The sequence below is a fragment of the Bradyrhizobium sp. DN3 genome (genome assembly GCF_041357655.1).
In the GTDB taxonomy this organism is placed as follows: Bacteria; Pseudomonadota; Alphaproteobacteria; order Rhizobiales; family Xanthobacteraceae; genus Bradyrhizobium.
In genome coordinates, this window is the sequence record NZ_JAULLN010000008.1 from 64051 (window position 1) to 88077 (window position 24027).

Annotated in this window: 21 protein-coding genes and 1 pseudogene; 14 read left to right on the plus strand and 8 right to left on the minus strand. The window is 64.9% G+C overall.

The genetic code is table 11. The features are described from left to right. Positions 1–165 precede the first annotated feature (165 nt). On the plus strand, positions 166–1410 hold the full coding sequence (locus AAE027_RS13935; protein ID WP_370985866.1) for an amidase: 1245 nt from the start codon (positions 166–168) through the stop codon (positions 1408–1410). Positions 1411–1518: 108 nt separating this feature from the next. On the opposite strand, the gene AAE027_RS13940 is transcribed toward AAE027_RS13935, so the two are convergent. The 4 genes from AAE027_RS13940 to AAE027_RS13955 form a co-directional block, all read right to left on the minus strand. After that, a complete protein-coding gene (locus AAE027_RS13940) occupies positions 1519–2736 on the minus strand; it encodes a patatin-like phospholipase family protein (protein WP_370985867.1) in 1218 nt (405 codons plus the stop codon). Positions 2737–2944: 208 nt separating this feature from the next. Then, positions 2945–3541 carry a glycerol-3-phosphate 1-O-acyltransferase PlsY gene (gene plsY, locus AAE027_RS13945; RefSeq protein ID WP_370985868.1) on the minus strand — a complete coding sequence of 199 codons (597 nt, stop codon included), beginning with the start codon at positions 3539–3541 and terminating at the stop codon, positions 2945–2947. A gap of 47 nt (positions 3542–3588) precedes the next feature. Continuing rightward, positions 3589–4890 (minus strand): dihydroorotase, encoded by a 1302-nt coding sequence (locus AAE027_RS13950; protein WP_370986053.1) that lies wholly within the window; start codon positions 4888–4890, stop codon positions 3589–3591. A 5-nt stretch (positions 4891–4895) separates the two neighbouring features. After that, entirely contained in the window at positions 4896–5843 is a 948-nt protein-coding gene (locus tag AAE027_RS13955) for an aspartate carbamoyltransferase catalytic subunit (RefSeq protein ID WP_091895998.1), read from the minus strand. Between the two features lie 254 nt (positions 5844–6097). Here AAE027_RS13955 and AAE027_RS13960 point away from each other — a divergent pair, with 254 nt between their 5' ends. From AAE027_RS13960 to AAE027_RS13970, 3 genes are all read left to right on the plus strand, one after another. Beyond that, positions 6098–6817, plus strand: coding sequence for a M15 family metallopeptidase (locus AAE027_RS13960; protein ID WP_370986054.1), 720 nt, complete (start codon positions 6098–6100; stop codon positions 6815–6817). A 189-nt stretch (positions 6818–7006) separates the two neighbouring features. After that, positions 7007–8650: an acyl-CoA dehydrogenase family protein gene (locus AAE027_RS13965; protein WP_370985869.1), complete on the plus strand. Its 1644-nt coding sequence runs from the start codon at positions 7007–7009 to the stop codon at positions 8648–8650. A 23-nt stretch (positions 8651–8673) separates the two neighbouring features. Then, entirely contained in the window at positions 8674–9438 is a 765-nt protein-coding gene (locus tag AAE027_RS13970; protein WP_370985870.1) for a CPBP family intramembrane glutamic endopeptidase, read from the plus strand. A gap of 127 nt (positions 9439–9565) precedes the next feature. On the opposite strand, the gene AAE027_RS13975 is transcribed toward AAE027_RS13970, so the two are convergent. Then, on the minus strand, positions 9566–10489 hold the full coding sequence (locus AAE027_RS13975) for an AEC family transporter (RefSeq protein ID WP_370985871.1): 924 nt from the start codon (positions 10487–10489) through the stop codon (positions 9566–9568). Positions 10490–10492: 3 nt separating this feature from the next. Continuing rightward, positions 10493–10984 carry a Holliday junction resolvase RuvX gene (ruvX, locus tag AAE027_RS13980; protein WP_370985872.1) on the minus strand — a complete coding sequence of 164 codons (492 nt, stop codon included), beginning with the start codon at positions 10982–10984 and terminating at the stop codon, positions 10493–10495. Positions 10985–11030: 46 nt separating this feature from the next. Between ruvX and AAE027_RS13985 the strand changes: the two genes are divergently transcribed. Then, on the plus strand, positions 11031–11243 hold the full coding sequence (locus AAE027_RS13985; RefSeq protein WP_370985874.1) for a hypothetical protein: 213 nt from the start codon (positions 11031–11033) through the stop codon (positions 11241–11243). A 320-nt stretch (positions 11244–11563) separates the two neighbouring features. Further along, entirely contained in the window at positions 11564–13780 is a 2217-nt protein-coding gene (locus tag AAE027_RS13990; RefSeq protein ID WP_370985876.1) for a DNA/RNA non-specific endonuclease, read from the plus strand. A gap of 114 nt (positions 13781–13894) precedes the next feature. On the opposite strand, the pseudogene AAE027_RS13995 reads toward AAE027_RS13990, so the two are convergent. Together AAE027_RS13995 and AAE027_RS14000 are read right to left on the minus strand one after the other, a co-directional pair. Beyond that, positions 13895–14829: pseudogene (locus AAE027_RS13995) on the minus strand (cyclase family protein). Between the two features lie 196 nt (positions 14830–15025). After that, positions 15026–15916 carry a LysR family transcriptional regulator gene (locus AAE027_RS14000; protein WP_370985877.1) on the minus strand — a complete coding sequence of 297 codons (891 nt, stop codon included), beginning with the start codon at positions 15914–15916 and terminating at the stop codon, positions 15026–15028. Between the two features lie 96 nt (positions 15917–16012). Here AAE027_RS14000 and AAE027_RS14005 point away from each other — a divergent pair, with 96 nt between their 5' ends. The 8 genes from AAE027_RS14005 (at position 16013) to AAE027_RS14040 (ending at position 23928) form a co-directional block, all read left to right on the plus strand. Further along, positions 16013–17032 (plus strand): NAD(P)H-dependent flavin oxidoreductase, encoded by a 1020-nt coding sequence (locus tag AAE027_RS14005; RefSeq protein ID WP_370985878.1) that lies wholly within the window; start codon positions 16013–16015, stop codon positions 17030–17032. Positions 17033–17179: 147 nt separating this feature from the next. Next, positions 17180–18256 carry an NAD(P)H-dependent flavin oxidoreductase gene (locus tag AAE027_RS14010; RefSeq protein WP_370985880.1) on the plus strand — a complete coding sequence of 359 codons (1077 nt, stop codon included), beginning with the start codon at positions 17180–17182 and terminating at the stop codon, positions 18254–18256. Positions 18257–18333: 77 nt separating this feature from the next. Beyond that, a complete protein-coding gene (gatC, locus tag AAE027_RS14015) occupies positions 18334–18621 on the plus strand; it encodes an Asp-tRNA(Asn)/Glu-tRNA(Gln) amidotransferase subunit GatC (RefSeq protein ID WP_007611211.1) in 288 nt (95 codons plus the stop codon). A gap of 18 nt (positions 18622–18639) precedes the next feature. Further along, complete coding sequence (locus tag AAE027_RS14020) at positions 18640–18852, plus strand: hypothetical protein (protein ID WP_027547180.1); 213 nt, start codon at positions 18640–18642, stop codon at positions 18850–18852. Continuing rightward, positions 18849–20324: an Asp-tRNA(Asn)/Glu-tRNA(Gln) amidotransferase subunit GatA gene (gene gatA / locus AAE027_RS14025; RefSeq protein WP_370985881.1), complete on the plus strand. Its 1476-nt coding sequence runs from the start codon at positions 18849–18851 to the stop codon at positions 20322–20324. The genes AAE027_RS14020 and gatA overlap by 4 nt, the downstream gene beginning before the upstream one ends. Continuing rightward, complete coding sequence (locus AAE027_RS14030; protein ID WP_370985882.1) at positions 20315–20617, plus strand: hypothetical protein; 303 nt, start codon at positions 20315–20317, stop codon at positions 20615–20617. The genes gatA and AAE027_RS14030 overlap by 10 nt, the downstream gene beginning before the upstream one ends. Further along, positions 20614–22092, plus strand: a complete 1479-nt coding sequence (gene gatB / locus AAE027_RS14035; RefSeq protein WP_370985883.1) for an Asp-tRNA(Asn)/Glu-tRNA(Gln) amidotransferase subunit GatB — start codon at positions 20614–20616, stop codon at positions 22090–22092. Before AAE027_RS14030 ends, gatB begins: the two co-directional genes overlap by 4 nt. Positions 22093–23661: 1569 nt before the next feature. Further along, positions 23662–23928, plus strand: a complete 267-nt coding sequence (locus AAE027_RS14040) for a hypothetical protein (protein ID WP_370985884.1) — start codon at positions 23662–23664, stop codon at positions 23926–23928. The last annotated feature ends 99 nt before the right edge of the window (positions 23929–24027 follow it).

Below are 24027 nucleotides of genomic sequence, written 5' to 3' on the forward strand. Positions count from 1 at the left end.
GAGAAAACTGTGGATAGCGGAATCCGGCGGCTGGTTGCTTTGGCTCGGTCGAGCTCCGGTCGATTGACTGCGGGGGCGCGGCTTTGCTGGCAGGCTTATTCGCTGCTGCTTATGCTGCGCTAGTTACTCCCTCTAAAAATTTTGTCGTCAGAAATGGATGCTGCCATGATCTCACTCGCCGACCTCCAGCGCCGCATTGAAGCGGGCGAGCTTTCGCCTGACGCTGCCATCGCCCAATCGCATGCGGCGATCGAGGCCAAGGAGAAGGACGTCCGCGCCTTCGTTCGCCACGACAAGGCTGCGAAGGCGCAAGGCGCCGGTCCGCTGCGCGGCATCGCCGTCGGCATCAAAGACATCATCGACACCGCCAATATGCCGACCGAGATGGGCTCGGAAATCTATCGCGGCTGGCAGCCGCGCTCGGATGCGCCGGTCGTGATGATGCTGAAGCGGGCGGGCGCCACCATCATCGGCAAGACCACGACCACGGCGTTCGCCTCGCGCGATCCCACGCCGACGCGCAATCCGCACAATACGGGCCATTCGCCGGGCGGCTCATCCTCGGGCTCCGCGGCAGCCGTCGGCGCCGGCATGATCCCGCTGGCGCTGGGCACCCAGACTGGCGGCTCTGTGATCCGCCCCGCCGCCTATTGTGGGACCGCCGCGATCAAGCCGTCGTTCCGGATGCTGCCGACGGTCGGCGTCAAATGCTATTCGTGGGCGCTCGACACGGTCGGCCTGTTCGGCGCGCGCGCGGAGGATCTCGCGCGCGGGCTGCTGGCGATGACGGGGCGCAGCGAATTCTCCGGCGTCACCGCAGCGAAGTCGCCGCGGATCGGCGTCGTCAGGCAGGAGTTCGCAGGCCCAGTAGAGCCGGCGGCCGAAGAGGGACTGCAAGCCGCGATCAAGGCGGCGACGCGCGCCGGCGCCAGCGTGCAGATCATCGATCTGCCCGAAGCGGTGCAGGAGGCCTGGCGCATCCATCCGATCGTCCAGGATTTCGAGGCGCATCGCGCACTCGCCTGGGAGTTTTCCGAGCGCCACGATGAGATCGCGCCGATGCTGCGCGCCAGTCTCGATGCGACGGTCGGCCTGACGCCGAAGGAATATGACGAGGCGCGGCGGATCAGCCGGCGCGGCCGCCGCGAGCTTGGCGAGCTGTTCGAGGGCGTCGACGTGCTCCTGACCTATTCCGCGCCAGGTACGGCGCCGGCCAAGGAGCTCGCGACCACGGGCGATCCCCGTTACAACCGGCTCTGGACGCTGATGGGCAATCCTTGCGTCAACGTGCCGGTGCTGAAGGTCGGCGGCCTGCCGATCGGCGTGCAGGTGATCGCGCGCTTCGGCAACGATCCGCTCGCACTCGCAGCGGCCTGGTTCCTGGAGGACGCGCTGGCGAAATCAGGCTAGCGCGGGATGCGACTTGGTTGAATCGATGCGCCTCCGGGACTCGATACACCTCTCCCCGTTGGGGAGAGGTGAGCTGCGACCGCCGGCAGACTCACACTTCGTCACCCCCTATACCAGCGCTGGTTCGGCTGGAGCGATACGCTGATCGGATGCAGGTGAGGGCGCACTGACAGCGGTGCCTTGCTTCAGCCAGCGCTCCGCGGCCTCGCGGCCACTCCGGTGCAGGAGGCGAATGAAGCCGCGGCCGAGATCGGTGGAGGAGCGCTGCGCCAGCCCGTCAACGAAGTCTTCGGCTGCGATCCTGGAGAGCCGCAGCGATGGCGCGGCATGAGCCTGCGCCCATTCGATCGCGGCGATCTCGGCGTTGAGCGCGGCGTTGGCTGCAATCTGGTCGAGCCGGCGGTCGATCGCGGCAAGCGTGATCGGCACGTAGCTGTCGCGCGCCGGCGTGACCTGGACCAGCAGGACATCGGATGTCGTCGTTTCCTGCGCCAGCCGCAGCAGCGGCGGGTTGCCGCCAAAGCCGCCGTCCCAATAGGCCTCGCCGTCGATCTCGACGGCGCAGTGGACGAGGGGCGGGCAGGTCGAGGCCAGCGCGACGTCGGCGGTGACAGCGTCATTGCGGAAGATCTGTTGCTGGCCGTCGTGGATCCGCGTCGCTGCGATCAAGAGCTTGGGACAGTTCGGATGGCGCAGGGCGGCGAAATCGATGTCGCGCGACAGCGCCTGCCGCAGTGGATCGAGGTCGAATGGATCGAAATGGCCGGAGCGCAGCGTCGGCCCGAACGCGACCGAGCTTCCCGCCGGCGAGAAGCCGCCGACCAGCATCAGCGCGCGGAACGAGGCTTCATGCATCAGGCGGAGCCAGAACCGGTTCAGCCGTGACCGGGCGCCTTCGCGGCCGCCTTCGGCAAAGCCGGAGGCAAGCAGGATCGCGTTGATGGCGCCGGCGCTGGCGCCGCTGATGGTGTCGATCGCGATGGACGGCTCTTCCAGCAGCCGCTCGAGCACGCCCCAGGTGAAGGCCGCGAACGTGCCACCGCCCTGAAGCGCCAGCGACAGTTTTCGCGGCGGCCATTGATCGGCATGCGTCCGCGGGGGCGTGACCGGTGCAGCCTTCGTCATGACGATATCGACGGGAGCGTCGGCTTTCGCGAAGGGCTCAGGCTGTGGTGCTTGCGGTAAAGCGTGAGAAGGTTCTGGTGCGGGAGGCGGCGAGGCCGCATCGGACCAGATGTTGGTCATCGAAAGCAGTCGGCTCGCTGCGGTGCCCGAAGCACCCTGCGAACCAACCCCGTCATGCGCGCCGACAATCTTCTCGCTCATTCTGAGCTACCGCGTAACGCTATCCACGCTGTCAGGGATGACAGCCCCGAAACCCCGCCGGCCAATACAACAGTGATTCGGCCGCAAGTTGCGAACAGGATTTGGGATATAATGTGGAAGGACCGCTTCAGTGTAGACGCCCGGCTCCGGATTCTTGTTTGACGCGTCTTCTTGACGCAAACCGGCATCCGCTTCGCTCGAAAACGCTCTAGGCCTTCTCGCCGATCCGGCTTTCCTTGCCCGCTTGCAGGCGCTTGATGTTCTCGCGATGCGCGTAGAACAGCAACAGCGTCAGCACCGCTGTCAGAGCGGACAATGCGAGGTGCCCGAACCACCACAGGAACATCGGCGTGATGAATGCCGCCACCAGCGCGGAGAGCGAGGAGTAGCGGGTGGTGAAGGCGGTCGCCAGCCAGAGCAGGCAGAACACGACGGCGCCAGGCCAGAACAGGCCGAGCAGGATGCCGATATAGACGGCCACGCCCTTGCCGCCTTTGAACTTGAGCCAGACCGGGAAGAGATGGCCGAGGAACGCGCCGAGCCCGGCCACCATGGCTGCATTGGGGCCTGCAACGTAGCCGGCGATCACCACGGCCACGGTGCCCTTGAGCGCGTCGAACAGCAGGGTGCCCGCGGCAAGGCTCTTGCGTCCCGTGCGCAGCACATTGGTGGCGCCGATGCTGCCGGAGCCGATCGAGCGGATATCCTGCGTGCCCGCGAGCTTGGTGAGGATCAGCCCGAACGGAATCGAGCCGAGGAGATAGCCGATGACGAAGGCCACCGGCAAAAATGCTTCAAGCCCCATGGCGGCAGCTCCAAAGGCTGGATCTCCATGTCGAACGATCGCGCGCGTCAGACATGCTCGTACACCGTCCGTCCGCCGACAATGGTGCGCACCACGCGGCCTGTAAAGCGCGCCTCGTCGAACGGGGTGTTCTTGCAGGGCGATTTGAGGTCGGCGGGATCGACCACCCACGGCGTATCGGGGTCGATCACGATGACATCCGCCGGGCTGCCGGCGCGCAGGGTTCCGCCTTGTAGCCCGAGCAGCTCGGCCGGTCGGGTCGACATCGCGCGGATCAGCGTCTTCAGTTCCATCTCGCCATTATGCACGAGGCGCAGGCCCGCGGGCAGCATGGTCTCGAGTCCGACGGCGCCGGGAGCGGCTTCCGCGAACGGCAGGCGCTTGACCTCGACGTCCTGCGGATTGTGGTCGGACATGATGACGTCGAGAAGGCCGGAGGCGAGCGCCGCCACCAGCGCGCGGCGGTCGTCCTCGGTGCGCAGCGGCGGCGACAGCTTCAGGAACGAACGATAGGGCCCGATGTCGTTCTCGTTCAGCGCCAGATGATTGATCGAGACGGAGGCGCTGACGGTAAGCCCGGCGTCGCGGGCACGCTCCAGGATCTCGAGGGAATCGATGCAGGTCAGCGACGCCGCGTGGTAGCGGCCGCCGGTGAGCGCGACGAGGCGCAGATCGCGCTCCAGCATCACGGCTTCGGCGGCATTCGGAATGCCCATCAGGCCGAGCCGGGTGGCGAACTCGCCCTCGTTCATCACGCCTTCGCCCACGAGGTTGGGATCCTCGGTGTGATGCACGATCAGCGCGTCGAAGTCGCGGGCGTAGGTCAGCGCGCGGCGCATCACCTGGGCGTTGGTCACGCTCCTGTCGCCGTCGCTGAAGGCGACCGCGCCGGCGGCTTTCAACAGGCCGAACTCGGTCATCTCCTCGCCGTGCATGCCCTTGGTGAGGGCCGCCATCGGCTGGATGTTGACGATCGCGGTGTCGCGCGCGCGCCGCATCACGAAGTCGACCGTCGCCGAATTGTCGATGACGGGCGAGGTGGCGGGCTGGCAGATGATGGTGGTGATGCCGCCGGTCGCGGCGGCCTGGCTCGCCGAGGCAAAGGTCTCGCGGTGGCTGAGGCCGGGCTCGCCGACGAAGGCGCGCATGTCGATCAGGCCCGGCGCCACGATCTTGCCGGTGCAATTGACGATGTCGGTGCCTTCGGGGACGCCGGCCGCACCAATGCCGCGACGGGTCTCGCGGATGATGCCGTCGGCAATGAGGACGTCGGCGACACCATCGAAATCCCTGGAGGGATCGACGACGCGGGCGTTGGCGAGCAGGATGGGGCGGCGGTCGGTCAACATCGGCATCACGCGTTCGGCAGGTTGCGGGCGAGCGCTTCCAGCACGGCCATGCGCACGGCGACGCCCATCTCCACCTGTTCGCGGATCAGGGATTGCGCGCCGTCGGCCACGATCGAGTCGATCTCCACGCCGCGGTTCATCGGGCCGGGATGCATCACGAGTGCGTCCGGCTTGGCGTAGGCGAGCTTCTTCTGGTCGAGCCCGAAATAATAGAAATATTCCGATGACGACGGCACAAAGGAGCCGTTCATGCGCTCGCGCTGCAGCCGCAGCATCATGACGATGTCGGCGCCTTCGAGGCCCTCGCGCATGTCGCGCGCGACCTCGACGCCCATCCGCTCGATGCCGGGCGGCAACAGCGTGGAGGGGCCGACGACGCGGACGCGGGCACCCATGGTGTTGAGCAGGATGATGTTGGAGCGGGCGACGCGCGAATGCAGCACGTCGCCGCAGATGGCGACCACGAGGCCTTCGATCCGGCCCTTGTTGCGGCGGATGGTGAGCGCGTCGAGCAGGGCCTGAGTTGGATGCTCATGCGCGCCGTCGCCGGCGTTGATCACGGAACCGTCGACCTTGCGCGCCAGCAGTTCCACTGCGCCAGAGGCATGATGGCGCACCACCAGGATGTCAGGGTGCATCGCGTTCAGCGTCACCGCGGTGTCGATCAGGGTCTCGCCCTTGCGGATCGAGGACGAGGATACCGACATGTTCATGACGTCGGCACCCAGCCGCTTGCCGGCGAGCTCGAACGAGGACTGGGTCCGGGTGGAGGCCTCGAAGAAGAGGTTCACCTGCGTCCGTCCGCGCAGGACGGTGCGCTTCTTGTCAACCTGACGGTTGAGCTCGACATATTCTTCGGACAGGTCGAGGAGGCCGGTGATGTCGGCCGCGGAAAGGCCCTCGATGCCCAGCAAATGCCGGTGGCCGAGGACGAAGGTCGATTTCGATGTCATTAAAAGCAGAGCTATAGGGGGGGATGGCGGGGGGAGCAAGGGGCAAAGGTGAGGAAGTGAGTTATCCCCTGATCTGTCGGTGCGGGCGGCGCGACGTTATCCTCTCCGTCATGCCCGGGCTTGTCCCGGCTTGTGCCGGGCATCCACGTTCTTCTATCGCATTTGACGCAAAAGAACGTGGATGGCCGGGGCAAGCCCGGGTATGACGGTCCGGAGGCCATAGCGTGAGATCACTTCTGATTGCGACCGTCGTGATGGCTATCGTTTCGCCTACCCACGCCCAATCGCTGCCCGGCGGCTTCGTGTACCTGCGCGACATCGACCCCAGCATCACCCAGGACATCCGCTACGCCACATCGAACAATTTCGTCGGCCGTCCGCTCGCCGGCTATGGCGCCGGCGAATGCGTGGTGAAGCGGGAGGTGGGGCTGCGGCTGAAGGCGGTTCAAGAGGAACTGGCGGCGCAAAATCTCTCGCTCAAGATGTTCGACTGCTACCGGCCGGCGCGGGCCTCGCTCGACATGGTGAAGTGGTCGCAGAACGGCCACGAGACGGCCGCCGAGCGGCGCTACAATCCCAAAATTCCCAAGACCGAGCTGTTCCGCCTCGGCTACATCGCGAGCCGTTCGCAGCATTCCACCGGGGCGGCGCTCGATCTCACTCTGGTCGATCTCAAGGGTGACAATTCCACCAAATATGATCCGTCAAGGATCTATGCCGATTGCACGGCACAGGCCGAGGCGCGGGCGCCGGAGGGCAGTGTCGACATGGGCACCGGCTATGACTGTACCGACGCCAAGGGCCATACTGCGGCACCATCGATCAACCCGGTCCAGCGCGCCTGGCGCAAGCGGCTGGTGGCTGCGATGGCCAGGCAAGGCTTTGTGAACTATTCGAAAGAGTGGTGGCATTTTTCCCTGCCGGGGGCGGGCGGGGCGGCCTATGACTTCCCGATCCAGCCGCGAACAAGGTAGAGTTCAATTGAGGCGGAAGCAGCCGCGAGCAGGTTTACCTCTCCCAAGGGGAGAGGTCGGCGCGAAGCGCCGGGTGAGGGGATCAGGTCCCTCGCTCGAGCGTAACCCCTCACCCGCGCCTGCGGCGCGATCTCTCCCGTCGGGAGAGGTGGCACCGCCCGCGGCGAGATACTGTCGATCGGAAGCACCATGATCCAGCCGAGCTTTGCGACCCACGAGGTCTTCAACCAGTCGCCGCCGTTCGAGGAGGTCGACCTGTTCGCGGTGGATCGGCCGCTGGTCGAGGCGGTCAAGGCCAATGGCGGTGCGGCGGCGGAACGCGAGCTCTCGGAGTTCGGCAAGCACTGGGGCTCGGCCGCGATGGCTGATCGCGGGCGCGTCGCGAACGAGAACACGCCAAAATTGCGCACCTTCGATGCCAAGGGCAATCGCCGCGACCAGGTCGAGTTTCACCCCTCTTATCACGAGCTGATGGCGCACAGCGCGCATGCCGGCGTGCACAATTCGACGTGGACGGCGGACGGGAAGCCTGCGGGCGATGCCGCCGAGGTCATCCGCGCGGCAAAATTCTATATCGCCGCGCAAGTCGAGACCGGCCATCTCTGCCCGATCACGATGACGCGCGCCTCCGTGGCCGCGCTGGCGATGCAGCCGGATCTGCTCGCGCGCGTGATGCCGGTGCTGTCGACGAAAAGCTACGATCCCAGCTTCGCGCCGTGGTGGGAAAAGCGCGGCATGACGCTCGGCATGGGCATGACCGAGAAGCAGGGCGGCACCGACGTCCGCGCCAACATGACGCGCGCAGTGCGCGACGGCGATGCCTACCGCATCATCGGCCACAAATGGTTCATGTCGGCGCCGATGTGTGACGCATTCCTGGTGCTGGCGCAGACAGACGCTGGGCTGACCTGCTTCTTCATGCCGCGTTTTGCGCCGGATGGCTCGGTGAATGCGATCCAATTCCAGCGGCTGAAGGACAAGCTCGGCAACCGCTCCAATGCCTCCTCGGAGGTCGAGTTCGTCGGCGCCTATGCGCAAGCGGTCGGCGAGGAGGGCAAGGGCATCCGCACCATCATCCAGATGGTGCAACTGACGCGGCAGGATTGCGCGATCGCCTCCGTCGGCCTGATGCGCTCGGGCCTCGCACATGCGCTGCATCACGCCCGTCACCGTAGCGTGTTCCAGAAGCATCTCGCCGATCAGCCCTTGATGCAAGCGGTGCTGTCGGACATGGCGCTGCATGTCGAGGCGAGCACAGCCTTGGTGATGCGGCTCTGCCGCGCCTTTGACGGCACGCCGTACGATGCGGCGGAGGCCGCTTACATGCGGCTGCTGACGCCGGCGATCAAATACTGGACCTGCAAGAGCGCGCCGCCGTTTCTCTACGAGGCGATGGAGTGCCTCGGCGGCAACGGCTATGTCGAGGACGGCATTTTGGCGCGTCACTACCGCGAGTCTCCCGTCAACGCGATCTGGGAAGGTTCAGGCAACGTCATGTGCCTCGACGTGCTGCGCGCGCTCTCGCGCGAGCCGGAGGCGGCGATGGCGGTGCTGCAAGCGCTGGCGGCCGAGACAAAAGGGCTGCCCGGAGCGGGTGAGGCCGCCGCGTTCATCGGCAAGACCTTCCGCCGCGCCGACGGCGAACGGGTCGCGCGGCTTGCGGTCGAGAAGCTGGCGCTGCTCGCTGCGGCTGCGGCGCTGAACGGCGTGTCACCGCACGATGCCGAACTGTTCGCGAGCACGCGTCTCGCTGCCAATCACGCCAGCATGTACGGTGCCGTGGAGCTCGACAGCGCCGACGTGCGCGCGCTGCTGGAGCGCGCGCTGCCGTGAGTCTCCCAAACGAAAGCCTTTTGATGGACTCCGTTAATCCCGATCATCCGCCATTGAGGGTAACGCCTGCGACACCGCACGTCTGGATGTTCTGGGGCACCGCGCTGTGGGGCTTCCTCATCTTCGTCGCGATGTTCGTCGGGCAGATCGGCGCGATCGTTCTGCTGGTGGCGGAGCGTGGTCTGCCCATGGACCTCGCTTCGCTGCAACTTGTCGGCCGTGAGCCCCAGGCGCTGGCGCTGTCGGTCACCATGGGTCTGCCAGCGACGCTGGCTGCGGTCTGGCTTGCCATTCGTATCAAGAAGGCGTCCTTCGTCGATTACCTCGCGCTGCGTTGGCCGGCCTGGAAGCAACTGGCATTCGGCGCCGTGGGGCTCATCCTGCTGGTGCTGGTCTGGGAGACGATGTCGCGCGCGCTCGGCCGCGAGGCGACGCCGGGGTTCATGGCCGATCTGTTGAAATCGGGCCGCGACAAGGGCGCCGCAATGGTGCTGCTGTTCGCCTTCAGCGTCGCTGCGCCGATGTCGGAAGAAGTCCTGGCGCGGGGCTTCCTCTATCGCGGCTGGTCGGCAAGCTTCCTGCGGGTGCCTGGCGCGATCCTCCTGTCGTCGCTGGTTTGGACGGTCGTGCACCTGCAGTATGACGTGTACTTCCTTGCCGAGGTCTTCACAATCGGATTGTGGTTCGGCTACATGCGCTATCGCGCCAATTCGCTCTGGCTCACGACCGTGCTGCATGCGCTCAACAATCTGACCGCAGTGGTGCTGACGATGTGGCTGGGTGTCTGAGGTCTCATACTCCGTCATTGCGAGCGCAAGCGAAGCAATCCAGAATCGTTCCGCGGAGGAATTCTGGATTGCTTCGTCGCAAGGGCTCCTCGCAATGACGAGGTGAGGGAGCTCGCAATGACGAGTCTTAGGCCGCCAGCGCGATCGCCATTGGCATCGTGATGGCCGCAAAAATCGTCTGCAGCGTGATGATCTGCGCCAGCAGCGGCGCATCGCCGCCCATCTGGCGGGCCAAGACATAGGCGCTGGGCGAGGTCGGCACCGCCGCGCAGATCGCCACGATCGCGAGGCTATCGCCGGCGAGCCCGAACCAGGCACCGAGCACCAGCGCGAGCGCGGGCATCAGCGCGAGCTTGAAGACGACGCCGATCGCCGCTCCCATGCTCGGGCGCAAGAGGCCTTCGAGATGCAGGCCGGCGCCGGTGACGAGCAGGCCGATCGCGAGCGAGGAGCGGCTCAGCGCGTCCGCCACCTCGTGCCAGAGCTTCGGCAGCGGCAGGTGCGTCAGGTTGACCGCAAGCCCGATCACGCAGGCCCAGATCAGGGGATTGCGGATCACCGTCATGATGACGGCGCGTGCGGGCTGCTTTTCGGGCGCGGCGTAATGGGCGAGCACCACGACGCTGAGCACGTTGACCAGGGGAATGATCGCGACCATCGCCACGGAGGCGAGCGCCAGCCCGACGTCGCCGAACAGGTTGGCGGCGACCGACAGCCCGACGAAGGTCTGCCAGCGCGTTGCGCCTTGAAAGATCGAGGTGAAGGCGGGCCCGTCAATGCCGAGCCGCGACAAAGCGGGGCGCAGCGCGAGGCATAGCAGCGACATCGCGAGCGCCGACAGCAGCAGCGCGCCGCCGACGCCGGCGACCGGCACCTTGGAGAGGTCGGCCTTCACCAGCGTCTGGATCAGGAGCATCGGAAACAGCACGAAATAGGTCAGCCGCTCCAGCCCGTGCCACTGCGTGTCGAGCCGCATCAGGCTGCGCTTCAGCACGACGCCGAGCACGATGAGGACGAAGACCGGCAGCAGCGCTGCGATGACGACGGCCATGGATCAGTCCGTCCCCGGGCTCGCGCGAAGATTGGCGAGGCGGTCGAGCGCGCCTTGCAGGATGAAGATCGCGGCATGCTCGTCGATCACCTCGGCGCGCTTGGCGCGGCTGACATCCATGCCGATCAGCTCGCGCTCGACCGCTGCGGTCGAAAGGCGCTCGTCCCAGAGGCCGATGGGGAGCGCGGTCAGGCCGGCGAGATTGCGGGCGAAGGCGCGGGTCGACTGCGCGCGCGGGCCCTCGCTGCCGTCCATGTTGATGGGCAGGCCGAGCACGAAACCGGTCGCCTTGCGCTCGGCCGCGATCGCGAGCAGCCGGGCGGCATCCTGCTTGAACGCCTTGCGCTGGATCGTCTCGACGCCGGTCGCTAACCGCCGGTCGGGATCGGACACGGCAACGCCGATGGTCTTGGTGCCGAGGTCGAGCCCGATCAGCGCGCCGCGCGAGGGCCAGTGGGTTGCAGCATCGACGAGTGGCAGGATAAGAGCCGGCATGGCCTTAGCGCATATCACGCGTCGCGCTGCGGAGTGAACCCTGGACATGGATGCACTGACACTATTCGGCCTGTTTGCCGTGACGGCGATGCTGGTCTGCTATGCACTGGAAGACCGCAGCCATTGGTTCGTGTTGCTGTTCGCGGCGTCCTGCGCACTCGGCTCGGCCTACGGCTTCCTGCAGGGCGCCTGGCCGTTCGGCCTCGTAGAGGCGATCTGGGCTCTGGTGGCGCTGCGGCGGTGGCACCGGAGGGGCTAGCGACGGAAGCTCGTCTTTTGGGCCGATCTCAAAGAAGAGCTTTTCGAAACCGTGATGCACCATGCGAGAACATCGATCATTTGTTGCGTAGTTCACACAAGCAAAGCTGCTCCCCATGACATGATGCCGCGCGCGCGGCAGCCGGCATCAATTGACGCGTTGGTTGTGGCGCGATAGGATTATCAGGCTAAAGTAGTGGGGGACCCAACCCCGATTTGAACAATCATTGGTAGTGAACGGCAGATCAGGCCGCACTGCAGCCTTGGCGCAATTTTCAGCGTCCGCGCGTCGATATTCATCCGAATTTTCGAGAGGTCATCATGTTCATCAAGCCAAGCCTGATCGCGGGCTCAGAAAGGCGATTCAAGCAAGCCGAGTTTTCACCGGAAGCCTTGAACCGGAAATTGGGCGACGGCCCGATCGAGATGACGGTCGAGAAGAAACGCCTGCGCCAGCGCCAGCTCTTCGCCGAGACACGGGACGTGCAGGCGGCCGAGATCGGCCTCGAGCGGATCATCCAGGGCAACGATCTCGACAGCATCAACTACCTCGCCAAGGGTACGGCGGCCTCGCGCCCGGTCTGTCGCATCCAGCTCAGGGATATGAGGTCAAATCTGCTCGGCTATGGCTCGGGCTTTCTGATCGGGCCGGGCCTGCTGCTCACGAACCATCATGTCTTCGGCAGGCCGTCCGATGCAGCCAATTCGATCGCCGATTTCAACTACGAACTGGACATTTCGGGACAAGAGCGCGTGCCGGTCAGATTCGGATTCGAGCCGGGCAAATTCTTCTACACCAACGACAGGCTTGATTTCTCGATCGTCGCGGTGGCGCCGACGTCGGTGTCAGGCGACGAACACCTCGAGGATTGGGGATGGCTGCCGCTCAGTGGCGCGCCCGGCAAGGCGGACCCTGGCGAGTACCTCACCATCGTCCAGCATCCCAGCGGGCAGATGAAGCAGGTCTGCGTCCGCGAGAACAAGCTGCTCAAATATGTCGGTGACTTCCTCTGGTACAACACCGATACCACGGCCGGCTCGTCGGGCTCGCCGGCGTTCAACCGCTTCTGGCAGGTGGTCGCGCTGCACCACAGCGGCGTGCCGAGAAAGGATACGCGGGGCCGCACGCTGACCAAGGATGGCAAAGTGTGGGATGCCTCGATGGACGAAACCTCGATCGACTGGATCGCCAACGAGGGCATCCGGATCAGCGCGATCGTCGCCGATCTCAAGGTTTCCGTGGGCTCACATCCTCTGATCAAGCCGGTGCTCGACGAGGAGGAGCCGCCGACCCGGCAGGAGGTCGCGAAAATGCCGCGCCCCGCCGCTGCAGCTCCCTTCGGAGCGAGTGTCTGGGTCGAGCAGTCTGTCGACGGAAGCTCGCTGGTGGTCCCGATCCGCGTGCCATTGCCAATGTTCAGGAAGGACATTCCGGTTGCCCCACCGGCGCCCGTTCCGAACCTTGGGGGCAATGGCGGCGCGCCGAACGGCGGCATGCAGAACGGCGGCAAGCCCCTGATCGTCCCGCCGGTCGGCCTGTTGCCTCACATCAGCGCGAAGAACGGCCTGCCCATGGAGGCGGTGCACATCGATCAGAGCACGCTGAAATCGCGGCCCGGCTACAAGGCGAATTTTCTCGGCAGCGGCAAATTTTCCGTCCCCTTGCCGAAGATACCCGCCGCCCTCAAATCCCGGGTTGCGATGTTGAAGGGCAGCTCCAAGCAGTCCGAGCTGAAATATTTCAACTATAGTGTCGTCATGAACAAGGCGCGCCGGCTCGCCTTCTTCAGCTGCGTCAATATCGACGGCGGCGAGCAGCAGGACGTCGGCAAGCGCGAAGGCGATTCCTGGCTGCGCGATCCACGCATCGACGATGAGGCCCAGATCGGCGACGAGTTCTACCGCAAGCAGGCCACCTTCGAGGCCGACCGCAGCAAGAATCCGTTCGATCGCGGTCATCTCGTGCGCCGGCTGGATGCGACCTGGGGCGACACCGTCGCCGCGGCCAAGCAGCATGGCGACGATTCCTTCCATTTCACCAATTGCTCGCCGCAATTCTTCTCGTTCAACCAGGGCAAGCAGCTCTGGGCCGGACTGGAGGATTATACGCGCGATGTCCTGCTCGAAGGTGAGGAGAAGGGCATCGTGATGAACGGTCCGGTCTTCGACGGACCGGATGCCGACGGATCGGATTTGCCCAATCCGGCCGGCAAGTCGCACAAGGATCCGAGCTTCGGCGGCGTTCAAATTCCGAAATACTTCTGGAAAATCCTGATCCGACGCGACGACGATGGTCTCAAGGCGGCGGCATTCCTGATGAGCCAGCGAAAGCAGGTCATGGAGATCGATCGAATCCAGGAGGCGGATCTGCTCGAGCGGTTGTCCGAAGAGGATGTCAGCGTCTTCCAGGTCTCGATCGCAGACCTGACGAAATTGACCAAGCTCGACTTCGGCCATCTCGTCGACGCGGATTCGCACGAGGCGACCTCGGTCGGCCCGCGCCGGATCGAGTCTTACGAGGACATTCGACTCAAATAGTGCTTCGGTTCGCCGAGCCGCTGGACCGACGCGGCGTTCGGGTGAGGGCAGCGCTGCGCTCCGCAGAGACACCGCATGACCCTCACCCGACTTTCCTTAGGGCCCGTGTGGGCGTCAGCGGATTGCGATCGGATTGATCATCGCCTGCACGCCGCCGGTCCAGCGCGGCTGGCCAAGCACGAACAGAAATTCATAGCCCTTGTCCCGTGCGAGCGCGGCGGTGTCCATGTTCTCGAGGATGTAGGTCCCGTTCATCGCGAGCAGGATCTGGTGCACCTCGAACACGTTCTTGGACTCGAACGGCAGCACCTCGAGCGCCCAGGTGTCGGCGCCGATCGCGACGACGCCCTTGCTCGTCAAATACTTCGCACCCTCGACGCCGAGGCCGGGCTCGCCCGCCGAATAGCGCTTGTCATCCTTGCCGATCAGGCTGAGCCAGCCGGTGTGGAAGATGACGACGTCGCCCTGGCGGATCTCGACGCCTTGCTTCTTGGCGGCTTCCTCGATCTCCTTGACGTTGAAGGCGGTGCCTTCCTTGACCACGTCGGTGTTGAAATAAGCGGCCATGTCGAGCAGCACGCCGCGCGTGACCATCGGCGGCACCTTCTCGATGCCGAGCTTCTTCAGCCCGTTGGGATCGGCGAAATCGGCGAGCCTGTTGCCGTTGTAATAGACATGCTCGACGCCGAGATGGCCGAGCCCGTCGAGCTGGCTGCCGATGCCGACCCAGGTGTCGAGGATATCGTCGTTATAGGTTGCCTTGTTCGGACCGAGACCCGGGCTGCCGGCCTGTCCGGGCTGCACGATGGTCAGCTTGAACGCGCGCGGCGGATAGGCTGGTGTCTGCGGCGTGACGGGAATGCCGAAGCATAGGTCTTGCCGGTCTTCACCAGCGACGCGGCTTTCACCACGAGCTCGGGTGTCATGTAGTTGGCGGCGCCAATCTCGTCGTTCGGCCCCCATTTCGATTTGGTCCAGTCCTGTGCGCTTGCAGTTCCTGATATCGCCGACAACGCAGCGACACAGCACAACACGAGCGTATTGCGCATCGATAGTCCTCCCGATGTTTTGGCTTCGTTATGGTTTCGCGCCGGCCAGTCATTCATCCTAACGTAGAAGGAGAGCGGCCTTCAAAGTTTTTCCACGCGCAGCGCTGCGACGGCTGAACGCAACGCAGCGTGGATGGCTTCAAGTACGACAGATTTGTGACGGTGAATTTCGCGCAGTGGAACGGATTGCGTCGCGTCAGGCCGCGATGACGTCGTCATCTTTCGTTAGGCACGCGGCAAAGCCACTGAGCGCGCTGGTTTGATGGCCGGCGCAGCGCTGGATGAAGAGGGTCTCGACGCGCGCGTGCGAGGCGCTCAACGTGTGGATCGACACATTGCCGTCCATCGCGCTGCATTCGACCACCGCGCGCGGCAGCAGCGTCACGCCCATGTCGGCGGCGACGCAGCCGATCATGCCGTCGAGCGTGCCGAGCTCGAAACGCGCCGCCGACGGCCAGCCGAACTCGACGAACACCTGCTCGAGCCGCTGACGGTAGGTGCAGCCGGTGCGGAACACCAGCGCGGTCGGACCGGATTCCGGCGTGCCGGCGCGCAGCTCGGCCAGCGAAGCCCAGCGCCGCGCGCTGACCAGCACCAGCTCTTCGCGGAAGGCGCTCGTCGCGATGAGATCGGCATGCGCGATGGGACCCGCGACGAAGGCGCCGTCGAGCGTGCCGTCGAGCACAGCGGCGACGAGGTCGGCGGTCGGGGCGGTGCGCAAGGAAAGTCGCACGGCGGGGAAACGGCGATGGAAGTCCGCCAGCAGCGGTGGCAGCCGCACGGCCGCCGTCGTCTCCATCGATCCGATCGCGAGCGGTCCCTTCGGCTCGCCATCGTCACGCGCGGCGAGCAAGGCTTCGCGCGACATCGCCGCCATTTTTTGCGCGTAGGGCAGGAGGCGCTTGCCGGCGCCGGTCAGCGTCATGCCGCGGCTGTGACGTTCGAACAGCGCCGTGCCGATCTCCGCTTCCAGCGCCTTCACGCGCTGGGTGACGTTGGACTGCACCGTATTGAGCTCTTCCGCGGCCCGGGTGATGCCGCCGGTGCGGGCGACGGCGGCAAAGGTCTGGAGATCGCTGAGTTCCATGGCGTCGTTCCGCTTTTGAGATGGTAGCGTTCTCTAGAATTCAATTTTAGAGAATGCTATTCGCGCCTAGTGTTCTTGTCCAGAGTGGGAGGACGCATGCCGATCGCGACGCCGCTGACAGAGCTTCTTGGGATCAAGCATCCCATCCTGTTGGCGCCCATGGATACCATCGCCGGCAGCCGGCTGACCCGTGCCGTCAGCGGTGCCGGCGGATTCGGAATCCTGGGTGGTGGCTACGGCGAGCGGGCCCGGCTGGAGGCCGAGACCAAGGAGCTGAAGGGCTTTGCGCCGTTCGGTATCGGCTTCATCACCTGGAGCCTCGCAAAACAGCCCGAACTGCTCGACATCGCACTCGACGCTCGCCCGCAGGCCATCATGCTGTCATTCGGTGATCCCGCGCCGTTCGCGCCGCGCATCAAGGCGGGCGGCGCGCGATTGATCTGCCAAGTGCAGAGCGAGGACATGGCGAAGCAGGCGCTCGATGCCGGCGCGCAGATCCTGGTCGCACAAGGCACCGAAGCTGGCGGCCATGGCGCATCACGCACCACGATCGACATTGTGCCTGCGATCGTCGATCTCGCGGCAGGGCGCGTGCCTGTCGTCGCGGCCGGCGGGATCGCCGATGGCCGGGGCCTCGCCGCAATGATGATGCTCGGCGCATCCGGCGTGCTGATCGGCACGCGGTTCTATGCCAGCGTGGAGGCCAATGGTGCGGAGGAGGCGAAGCAGCGCATTCGCGCGGCTAATGGCAATGACACCGTGCGCGGTGTCGTGTTCGACTGGTCGCGAAATCTGTTCTGGCCGGCGCCGTTCACCGCGCGCTCGCTGGTCAATGATCACATCAAGCGCTGGACTGGCCGCGAGATCGAGCTGATGCAGCGCGCAAGCGAGGTCGCTGTGGAGTATGCTGCGGCGAAGGCCGCGGGCAATTTCGAGATTGCTGCGGTTTTTGCCGGCGAGGCGGTCGGCCTGATCCATGACATTCCGTCCGCGGCGGAGATCGTCGAACGCATCGCGGCTGAAGCCGAGCAGCTGCTTGCCGGACAGCGCAACTCGGTGAGAGGTACGCACGCTCTTCCACCCTCCCCTGGAGGGGGAGGGTCGCTTCGCATGTAGCGAAGCGAAATGCGTAGCGGGGTGGGGTGATCTCTCCAGGTGGGCAGCGCCTCCGAGGAGAGACTGTCACCCCACCCCGCTCGCGCTACGCGCGATCGACCCTCCCCCTCCAGGGGAGGGTAAGGAAAACAAGTAGTGAGAGAACCCATGTGGCCTGACCGTCGACTAATCGATCTCTTCAAGACCGAATTCCCGATCGTGCTGGCGCCGATGGCGGGCGTGATGGATGCGGAGCTGGTGATTGCGGCCGCGCAGGGCGGGGCGCTGGGATCGCTGCCCTGCGCGATGATCTCGGCGGAGAAGGCACGCGAGCAGGTTGGCCTCATCCGCCAGCGCGTGAAGGCGCCGGTCAACATGAACTTCTTCTGCCACACGCCTGTCGAACTCGCGGCCGAGGCTGAGGCGCGCTGGAAGCAGCGGCTCGCGGGCTATTACACCGAGCATGGCCTCGATCCCGCCGCGCCGATCGCTGCGGCGAACCGTGCGCCGTTCGATGCGGCCTTCTGCGAGGTCGTCGAGGAGCTGAAGCCGGAAGTCGTCAGCTTTCACTTCGGCTTGCCGGAGCAAACTCTGCTCAAGCGCGTCAAGGCAGCCGGCTGCCTCGTGATCTCGTCCGCCACTACGGTGAAGGAAGCGGTCTGGCTTGAACAGCACGGCGTCGATGCCGTGATCGCGCAAGGCGCGGAGGCGGGCGGTCATCGCGGCATGTTCCTGACCGACAAGATCGCCGAGCAACCCGGCACGTTCGCGCTGGTGCCGCAGGTGGTCGACGCCGTGAAGGTGCCGGTGATCGCATGCGGCGGCATTGCGGACGGGCGCGGCATTGCCGCGGCCTTTGCGCTCGGTGCATCCGGTGTGCAGATCGGCAGTGCCTATCTGCGCTGTCCGGAATCCAAGGTCACGGCGGGAGGCCGCAAGGCGCTCGCCGAGGCGGACGACGAGTCGACCGTCATCACCAATGTCATGACCGGCCGTCCGGCGCGCGGTGTCCAGAACCGCCTGATGCGCGAGGCGGGCCCGGTCTCACCGGACGCGCCGCCCTTTCCCCACGCCGCGACCGCGCTGGGGCCACTGAAGGCGGCTGCCGAAAAGCAGGGCAGGGTGGATTTCACCAATCTCTGGGCCGGCCAGGCCGTAGCCCTCGGCCGCGAGGTCCCGGCGGCCGAATTGACCCGGGATCTGGCGAAATCGGCCGTTGCGCGCATGAAAGCGCTTGCTGGCTAGGCGGGAAGCGCCGGTTGCGGCGCAAAAGCGGCCTCTGCTATACGGCGGTTAGGTTTTGCCGTGAGAGGCCTTATATAATGTCCGTCGACGCCGCTACTGTCCGCCGCATCGCGCATCTGGCGCGCATTGCGGTTTCCGAGGGCGAGGTTCCGCATCTGCAGGGCGAGCTCAACGCCATGCTCGCCTTTGTCGAGCAGCTCTCGGAGGTCAATGTCGAGGGCGTGGAGCCGATGACCTCGGTCACCCCGATGCAGATGAAGAAGCGGCAAGACGTGGTCAATGACGGCGAGATCGCCGACGATATCGTTGCGAACGCGCCCGCGACCGAAGGACACTTCTTCCTGGTGCCCAAGGTCGTCGAATAACTTTTAGGACGCCGTCCGATGTGCCTGTTATGCGACGATGAGAAGGCCTATCAGGCCTATATGAACTATCTCGACAAGATGGAGCGGCAGGGCAAGGCTGCCGATCCCAACGTCGCCGTCAATGCCGTGCTCGACGAGATCGAGGCCGCCGCGAAAGCAGCCGCCAAAAAAGACGACCCGGCCAACGACAAGACCCTGTCTCCGTTCTTCTGCAGCCCGATCAATAAATGACCGATTTGACATCGCTGACGCTCGCCGAGGCCCGCAAGGGCCTCGCGGCCAAGACCTTCACGTCGCTCGAGCTGACCGACGCGCATCTTTCCGCGATCGAAGCCGCGCGCGTGCTCAATGCCTTCGTCATGGAGACGCCGGACCAGGCGCGCAGCATGGCGCGCGAGGCGGACGCCAGGATCGCCAAGGGCGACGCCGGTCCGCTCGCCGGCATCCCGCTCGGCATCAAGGATCTGTTCGCGACCAAGGACGTGCGCACCACGGCCTGCTCGAAGATCCTCGGCAATTTCGTGCCGACTTATGAGTCCACCGTGACCTCGCAGCTGTGGCGCGACGGCGCGGTGATGCTCGGCAAGCTCAACAATGACGAGTTCGCGATGGGCTCGTCGAACGAGACCTCGTGCTTCGGCCCGGTCGGCAATCCCTGGCGGCGCGACGGCTCGAACACGACGCTGGTGCCGGGCGGCTCGTCCGGTGGTTCGGCCTCGGCCGTGGCGGCGCTGCTCTGCATGGGCGCGACCGCGACCGACACCGGCGGCTCGATCCGCCAGCCGGCGGCGTTCACCGCGACCGTCGGCATCAAGCCGACCTATGGCCGCTGCTCGCGCTGGGGCATCGTCGCCTTTGCTTCCTCGCTCGACCAGGCCGGTCCGATCGCGCGCAGCGTGCGCGATAGCGCGATGCTGCTGCGCTCCATGGCGGGCCACGATCCCAAGGACACGACCTCGGTCGACATCCCTGTGCCGGACTACGAGGCCGCGATCGGCAAGTCCGTGAAGGGCATGAAGATCGGCATCCCCCGGGAGTATCGTCTCGACGGCATGCCGGCGGAGATCGAAAAACTTTGGGAAGCGGGCGCGGCCTGGCTCAGGAGCGCCGGCGTCGAGCTCGTCGAGGTGTCGCTGCCGCACACCAAGTACGCGCTGCCGGCCTATTACATCGTGGCGCCGGCAGAGGCCTCCTCCAACCTCGCGCGCTATGACGGTGTCCGCTACGGCCTGCGCGAGCCGGCTAAGAACATCATCGAACTCTACGAAAACACCCGCGCCGAAGGTTTTGGCGCAGAGGTGAAGCGCCGCATCATGATCGGCACCTATGTGCTCTCAGCCGGCTATTACGACGCGTACTATTTGCGCGCCCAGAAGGTGCGCACGCTGATCAAGAAGGATTTTGAGGACTGCTTCGCCAAGGGCGTGGATGCCATCCTGACGCCAGCGACGCCGTCGGCGGCCTTCGGCATCGGCGAGAAGGGCGGCGCCGATCCTGTCGAGATGTATCTCAACGACATCTTCACGGTGACCGTGAACATGGCGGGCCTGCCCGGCATCGCCGTGCCCGCCGGCAAGGACGCGCAGGGCCTTCCGCTCGGCTTGCAACTGATCGGCCGTCCCTTCGACGAGGAGACGCTGTTCTCGCTCGGCGAGGTGATCGAGCAGGCCGCCGGCCGCTTCACGCCCGCGAGGTGGTGGTGAATGTCGCGGGATTCATCGCGAGCCTCGACGGCGCGGCGCCTGCGCCGGAATTGAACGCGCCGCTCGCCGGACTCTGGTGGGCGGCCAAAGGCGACTGGGACCGCGCGCACAAGATCGTCCAGGACGAAAGCAGCCGTGAGGCGGCCTGGGTGCACGCCTATCTGCACCGCGTCGAAGGCGATCTCGGCAATGCCGGCTATTGGTACCGCCAGGCCGGCCAGCCCGCAGCAAAGGATTCATTGGAAGCAGAGTGGCAGCGGATCGCGGCCACGCTGCTGGGGAGCAAGACATGAGCACGGCCACGCACAAGCTTCTCAAGGGCGCCACCGGCGATTGGGAGATGGTCATCGGCATGGAGATCCATGCGCAGGTGACCTCGAACTCGAAACTTTTCTCGGCCGCCTCGACCGCGTTCGGCGGGGAGCCGAACAGCCACGTGTCGCTCGTCGACGCCGCGATGCCAGGCATGCTGCCCGTCATCAACGAGGAATGCGTCAGACAGGCTGTCCGGACCGGGCTCGGCCTCAACGCGAAGATCAATCTGCGTTCGGTGTTCGACCGCAAGAACTATTTCTATCCGGACTCGCCGCAGGGCTACCAGATCAGCCAGTACAAGTCGCCGGTCGTCGGCGAGGGCGAGGTGCTGGTCGAGCTCGACGGCGGCCGCAGCGTCACCGTCGGCATCGAGCGGCTGCATCTGGAGCAGGACGCCGGCAAGCTGCTGCACGACCGGTCGCCGACCATGTCCAATGTCGACCTCAACCGCTGCGGCGTGGCGCTGATGGAGATCGTCTCCAAGCCCGACATCCGCGATGCTGAGCAGGCCAAGGCCTACGTGACCAAGCTGCGCTCGATCCTGCGCTATCTCGGCACCTGCGACGGCGACATGGAGAAGGGAAGCTTGCGCGCCGACGTCAACGTCTCCGTGCGCAAGCCCGGCGGTCCGCTCGGCACCCGCTGCGAGATCAAGAACATGAACTCGATCAACTTCATCGGCCAGGCGATCGAGTACGAAGCGCGCCGCCAGATCGAAATCCTCGAGGATGGCGGGGCGATCGACCAGGAAACGCGGCTCTATGACCCCAACAAGGGCGAGACGCGCTCGATGCGGTCCAAGGAAGAGGCGCACGACTATCGCTACTTCCCCGATCCCGACCTCCTGCCGCTGGAGTTCAGCCAGGAATTCGTCGACGATCTGAAGGCTGAGCTCCCCGAGCTGCCGGATCAGAAGAAGACGCGCTTCGTCGCCGACTTCGGCCTGTCGGCCTATGATGCGAGCGTGCTGGTCGCCGAGCGCGAGAGCGCAGTGTTCTACGAGACGGTGCTCGACAAGCTCGCGAGCCGCGCGCGCGACGGCAAGATGGCGGCGAACTGGGTGATCAACGAGCTGTTCGGCCGTCTCAACAAGGAAGGCCGGGATATTACGGGCTCTCCCGTCAACGCCGAGCAGTTAGCTGCGATCATCGACCTGATCGGCGAGGGCACGATCTCAGGCAAGATCGCCAAAGATCTGTTCGAGATCGTCTGGCAGGAGGGCGGCGATCCCCGCGCGCTGGTGGAAAGCCGCGGCATGAAGCAGGTCACCGACCTCTCGGCGATCGAAAAGGTTGTCGACGACATCATCGCGGCCAATCCCGACAAGGCCGCGCAGGTCAAGGACAAGCCGCAGTCGCTCGGCTGGTTCGTCGGCCAAGTGATGAAGGCGTCCGGCGGCAAGGCCAACCCGCAGAGCGTCAACGAGCTGCTCAAGTCCAAGCTCGGCGTCTAGCCTCGCGCGTTTGAACGAGGTGACGGACACGCTTCGTCACCTCGCTTTCCGCTCTTGGTGCGGCGCTCGCGCGCATCCTCGGCGGCAAACTTCATCCCGATCGACGGTGATGCGGCGGCCGAATCGGCGGCGCGCGATTCGCACAAAACGGCGGCTTGCACACGCTCAGGCGAGCGTTCGCGCCGTTAAGCATGAAAATTTTTTCGTTGCCAAAAGTCGCGACTCAGAGTCCGCGAAACGCCTTCGCGAGGCGATCGCGCGACTCGCGACGCTCGTCATCGCGGCGCTCATGCGCGATGCATGCGCGCAGAAAAATACTTGCTGCATAGTGTTTTTCTGCAATCGCATCCGTCGCAAACGCTGACGATGCGCCCACTCTCTGCGATCGCAAGCACACGTGATGCAGTGCGCTTGCATCGCGCTCGCCAAGCGCACGCGCGTTGCGCCGTCAACACTTCTTTAAGCGAGACGCTGTTTTTTTCTTCGTGTTGGTGTATTCGGGATGAAGTGCATTCGATCCCCGAGTGCACGCAGCGATTAAAGCCATCTCACACATCGGAGGGCAACATGGCCAAGAAAGCGAAGAAGGCGAAGAAGGCGAAGAGCGCAGTGAAGAAGACTGCGAAGAAGACCCGCAAGGTCGCGAAGAAGAAGAAGTAACTTCGCTTCTGAAGTTGCCGGCTCCAGATAGCCGGCACGTCATCAGCGCCTCCTAAGGGTTCTGGTCGACGATAGAGGGTGTCGGCGAGACATCAGGTCAACGGTCGGATCGTTCTCTTTCGCGGTCCGGCAGAAGAAACGAGTTTTCTTCGTTCGGTGCGGTTCTCCTCAAGGGGCTCCGCAATTTCACAAGCGGCCTTCGGGCCAACGTGGAATCTGGTCCTGACGTGTTCGCCGACGCCCTCGTTCTCTTGAAGCCGGGGTATTGCCGGCATTCCTTTCCCCGACATTGCTGATCTGACCGTGACACGGCCGCGCGCCTTGCTCGCACTGCCTTGGGGCAGGCAAGGGCTGCGGCCTGATTGCACGCTGTTCGCACGCCGCTTCTCCGTTCGCGGCGTCATCGCCCGGCTCCGACCGGGCGATGCAATACTCCGAGACGGCAGTGGTTGAGTAGATCCGCCGCGCCGTACGGCAGTCCCCGCCGGAGCCTGTCATCGGGCTCGCCGGAGGCGAGACCCGGTGGCGGGGAATGACAGGGCGGGCGCGGCCACGACAGCGATCCGCTCCTACAAATCGTAACCGCAGGACATCCGCTACCGCGCGCGATGGTTATCGTTCTCCCAAAATCCCAGGTAAACCGAATCTGACGAATTGCAGAAGTACCTGCAAGTCAGGGACTTTTTGAATTCCCTGCGCAGGCACCGCGCGCTCGCGTTTACGTCTGCTTCATCGCGATACTTAAACTGCCATTCAAATTTGCCCGCCATCATCGCCTCCAACAAGCCGGCAAACGGCAATGGGGATGAGTTGAACAGTGCACGATCCCGGGAAGGGTCGTGCACATCAGAGTTGGACGGGAGCCGCGCTCGGGGGAACGAGACGGCATAAGAAAAAAGGGGATGCGACATGTTTCAGGGTACTTTCGATCTGGAGACCGCGACGCCGATCGACACGAGCGCGCTCTCGGATGTGCTGTTCGAGCGCGGCATCTATTGGGCGAGTGGCCGCTCCAGCCTCGTCGATCTCGTCGCCGCGCATAAATGGTTCAACCTTGCCGCGCTGAAGGGCCGCAAGGACGCCGTCGCGCTGCGCCAGGAAGTCGCCGGGCAGATGTCGGACGCCGAGATCTCGGCCGCGCAGCGCGAGGCGAGGGCGTGGGTCTCCGCCCACTGAACTGAGAATCGCATCCGTATCCGTGTTTCCACGGGTGAGCTCGGTTGCGCTGGATCAAATTCCCTCGTCGTGCGGTCCCCTAGATCCGCACGGTATGAG

Excerpts from the sequence above, each read along its gene's own strand:
- AAE027_RS13960 (WP_370986054.1), top strand. The coding sequence starts at position 6,098 with ATGGCTATCGTTTCGCCTACCCACGCCCAATCGCTGCCCGGCGGCTTC.
- AAE027_RS13985 (WP_370985874.1), top strand. The coding sequence starts at position 11,031 with ATGGATGCACTGACACTATTCGGCCTGTTTGCCGTGACGGCGATGCTG.
- AAE027_RS14005 (WP_370985878.1), top strand. The coding sequence starts at position 16,013 with ATGCCGATCGCGACGCCGCTGACAGAGCTTCTTGGGATCAAGCATCCC.
- AAE027_RS13990 (WP_370985876.1), top strand. The coding sequence starts at position 11,564 with ATGTTCATCAAGCCAAGCCTGATCGCGGGCTCAGAAAGGCGATTCAAG.
- gatB (WP_370985883.1), top strand. The coding sequence starts at position 20,614 with ATGAGCACGGCCACGCACAAGCTTCTCAAGGGCGCCACCGGCGATTGG.
- AAE027_RS13940 (WP_370985867.1), bottom strand. The coding sequence starts at position 2,736 with ATGAGCGAGAAGATTGTCGGCGCGCATGACGGGGTTGGTTCGCAGGGT.
- AAE027_RS14000 (WP_370985877.1), bottom strand. The coding sequence starts at position 15,916 with ATGGAACTCAGCGATCTCCAGACCTTTGCCGCCGTCGCCCGCACCGGC.
- AAE027_RS13950 (WP_370986053.1), bottom strand. The coding sequence starts at position 4,890 with ATGTTGACCGACCGCCGCCCCATCCTGCTCGCCAACGCCCGCGTCGTC.
- AAE027_RS14020 (WP_027547180.1), top strand. The coding sequence starts at position 18,640 with ATGTGCCTGTTATGCGACGATGAGAAGGCCTATCAGGCCTATATGAAC.
- AAE027_RS13965 (WP_370985869.1), top strand. The coding sequence starts at position 7,007 with ATGATCCAGCCGAGCTTTGCGACCCACGAGGTCTTCAACCAGTCGCCG.
- ruvX (WP_370985872.1), bottom strand. The coding sequence starts at position 10,984 with ATGCCGGCTCTTATCCTGCCACTCGTCGATGCTGCAACCCACTGGCCC.
- AAE027_RS13935 (WP_370985866.1), top strand. The coding sequence starts at position 166 with ATGATCTCACTCGCCGACCTCCAGCGCCGCATTGAAGCGGGCGAGCTT.
- gatA (WP_370985881.1), top strand. The coding sequence starts at position 18,849 with ATGACCGATTTGACATCGCTGACGCTCGCCGAGGCCCGCAAGGGCCTC.
- AAE027_RS13955 (WP_091895998.1), bottom strand. The coding sequence starts at position 5,843 with ATGACATCGAAATCGACCTTCGTCCTCGGCCACCGGCATTTGCTGGGC.
- AAE027_RS13970 (WP_370985870.1), top strand. The coding sequence starts at position 8,674 with ATGGACTCCGTTAATCCCGATCATCCGCCATTGAGGGTAACGCCTGCG.
- gatC (WP_007611211.1), top strand. The coding sequence starts at position 18,334 with ATGTCCGTCGACGCCGCTACTGTCCGCCGCATCGCGCATCTGGCGCGC.
- plsY (WP_370985868.1), bottom strand. The coding sequence starts at position 3,541 with ATGGGGCTTGAAGCATTTTTGCCGGTGGCCTTCGTCATCGGCTATCTC.
- AAE027_RS14010 (WP_370985880.1), top strand. The coding sequence starts at position 17,180 with ATGTGGCCTGACCGTCGACTAATCGATCTCTTCAAGACCGAATTCCCG.
- AAE027_RS13975 (WP_370985871.1), bottom strand. The coding sequence starts at position 10,489 with ATGGCCGTCGTCATCGCAGCGCTGCTGCCGGTCTTCGTCCTCATCGTG.
- AAE027_RS14040 (WP_370985884.1), top strand. The coding sequence starts at position 23,662 with ATGTTTCAGGGTACTTTCGATCTGGAGACCGCGACGCCGATCGACACG.